Here is a 2,482-nt window from a genome sequence, read left to right as displayed (position 1 = left end):
ATACAGGGAAGTGGGTCTGGTCGGTAGAGGAAGCTAGAAGCAAGATCGAGACGCGGCGGCGGCAGTACAGCGAGAGCCGTCCTCACACAGCCCGGGGGTGGCGAACGCCTCAGGAATTTGCCTTGGCGACGGCCCTGCAGGCAGACGAATGAGACCCGGAAGCTGACCTTACGGCTGGACCAAAATGCGGGTGACCCTAATGAGACCCGGAAACTTACCTTTCGGCCGGACCAAAATCCGGGGGACCCTCAACCGACGATGCACTAACTTCGAACCTGGGCCACCGTATGGGGGCAGGCCAGATGGACTGCCCGATGAGCATGAACTTCGCCCGGATCAGATGGGAGTCCTCATCCGGATCCCTCATGAGGACATGGGCGGCGACTAGGTGTACGGTCCCGGGATGAGGTGTGACGGATCGAGCCTGAAGCGATCGGGCTCTTTCGTCCAGGCGTTCAGGATGAACTCGGTGGGCGTCAGGCCGCGCAGCGTCTTGAGCCTTCGGGCGTGGTTGTAGGCATCGACGAACAGATGCAGATGCGTTCGCAGCTGAGAATGGCTGTCGTAGTGGTAGCGTTTGACCGTCGCGTCCTTGATCGTACGGTTCATTCGCTCGACTTGCCCGTTGGTCCAAGGGTGGTTCACCTTGGTCAGACGGTGCTCGATGCCATGCTCGTCGCAGACACGATCGAAGATGTGCTGACTGTCGTAGATATCCCGCTGGCGTGACGTGAACTGAATGCCGTTGTCCGTGAGAACAGTGTGGATGCGGTAAGGCACCGCTTCGATGAAGTCGCGGAGGAACTGGGCGGCCTCCATCTTGCCGGCGCTCTCGACCAGCCGCACAAAGACGAATTTGCTGGTTCGGTCGATGGCCACGAGCAGCCTGAGCTTGCCCTCAGCGGTGCTGACCTCAGCGATGTCGATGTGAACGTAGCCGATGGCGTAACTCGCAAAGCGCTGCTTCTTGGGTTTGTCGCCGTCGATCTCGGGCAGTCGGCTGATGCCGTGCCGTTCCAGACAGCGATGCAGCGAGGACCGGGTCAGGTGCGGGATCGTCGGTTGCAGGCCATAGAGGCAATCGTCGAGCGGGAGCAGCGTGTGCCGTCGGAAAGCGACGATGATCGCCTCCTCCTCGACCGTGAGCACGGTGGAGCGCGGCTCTTTGGGTCCCATCCGGGCATCCGCCGTCGTCGCCCGTTTGCGCCACTTCTGCACCGTCGTCGGACTGACGCTGTAGCGCCGGGCCAGCGCCCTTACGCTCTCTTCACGTAGCTGGATCGCGCGACGGACTGCCTCCGTCGTGGTGGCGCTTCCATGGAGAACTTGGCCCATAGCGCTTCCCTCGCAGCATGGTGCTCAACCGTATCACCACACCGCGGGATCAAACACCTAGGGCGTCTCTGCAAAGGGTTCACGGGCGTGGTGATCGCCCCCATGTTGTCGGGATGCGACGCTACGAACTGACTGATGCGCAGTGGGAGCAGATCGCCCCGTTGCTGCCTCCGCAGAAGCCGCGCACGGGCCGGCCAGCGGAGGATCACCGCCAGGTCCTGAACGGTATGCTTTGGATCCTGCGCACGGGTGCGCCCTGGGCCGATCTGCCAGCCCGCTATGGTGCTGTCGGGACCGTGTCGAGCCGGTTCTATCGCTGGCGGCAGGCCGGCGTGTTCGACCGGGTGCTGCGGTGCCTGCAGGCGCAAGCCGATGCCCGAGGCGACCTCGACTGGGACCTGCACTTCGTGGACGCCACGGTGGTGCGCGCCCACCAGCATGCCGCCGGTGCACGCCGGTCCGGCGCCATCGGGGGGTGAGGGGACGGTCGAGGGGATCGGTGAAGCGCTCGGGCGCAGCCAGGGCGGGTTTTCGACCAAGCTGCATCTGCGCGCCGAGGGCGGCGGTAAACCCATCGCGGCGGTGCTGACGGCCGGCGAGCGCCATGAGCAGTTCGCCCTGGACGCGCTGATGGACAAGGGCACCGTGCCGCGCTCTGGCCGAGGCCGACCGCGCCTGCGTCCCCGCCGAACGGCCGGGGATCGGGGCTACTCCAGTCCGCCGGCCCGTCGTCGCCTCAGACGCCGTCGGATCGAGCCGGTCATTCCGACCCGCAAAGATCAGCCGCGGCAGCCCGACTTCGACAAGGCCGCGTACCGGGAGCGCAACAGGGTCGAGCGGCTGATCGGACGCCTCAAGCAGTATCGCCGCATCGCCACCCGCTACGAGAAGCGAGCGGCAAACTACCTCGCCATGGTCACACTCGGCATGACCATGCTCTGGCTCACATGACTTTGCAGAGAGGACCTAGTGGCGGCCCTCCTCCGCGCGACGCGACGCTCCCTTGCGGAAACGCCGGTGCGGCAGCCGACTAATCAGGGCACGGGGCCCCGAGCCCGCCTCGTAGTGGGCGGACCGTCCGTTCTCTCGGTGCGCCCCAGGGTCCCGGAGCCAGCCTCAACACGGCCTCCCCGTCCAGGGCACCTTG

At 65.4% G+C, this 2,482-nt stretch carries 3 protein-coding genes; 2 read left to right on the top strand and 1 reads right to left on the bottom strand.

Features of this window, described 5'->3' with window-relative positions:
- On the top strand, positions 1-152 hold a 152-nt coding region (locus tag MKK49_RS07630; protein WP_244027495.1), incomplete at its 5' end, for a transposase.
- Between the two features lie 232 nt (positions 153-384).
- On the opposite strand, the gene MKK49_RS07625 is transcribed toward MKK49_RS07630, so the two are convergent.
- Complete coding sequence (locus tag MKK49_RS07625; RefSeq protein WP_244027493.1) at positions 385-1,335, bottom strand: IS481 family transposase; 951 nt, start codon at positions 1,333-1,335, stop codon at positions 385-387.
- Between the two features lie 113 nt (positions 1,336-1,448).
- Here MKK49_RS07625 and MKK49_RS07620 point away from each other — a divergent pair.
- A protein-coding gene (locus tag MKK49_RS07620; protein WP_244027492.1) for an IS5 family transposase occupies positions 1,449-2,286 on the top strand; the annotation gives its coding sequence in 2 pieces (ribosomal slippage) (positions 1,449-1,805 and positions 1,807-2,286; 837 coding nt in all).
- Positions 2,287-2,482: the final 196 nt, after the last annotated feature.

Origin of the sequence: Methylobacterium sp. J-090, assembly GCF_022829345.1 — a bacterium.
Taxonomy (GTDB): domain Bacteria; phylum Pseudomonadota; class Alphaproteobacteria; order Rhizobiales; family Beijerinckiaceae; genus Methylobacterium.
The sequence above is the reverse complement of the archived record's forward strand: the minus strand, read 5'-3'. Positions and strand labels throughout refer to the sequence as shown.

Excerpts from the sequence above, each read along its gene's own strand:
- MKK49_RS07625 (WP_244027493.1), bottom strand. The coding sequence starts at position 1,335 with ATGGGCCAAGTTCTCCATGGAAGCGCCACCACGACGGAGGCAGTCCGT.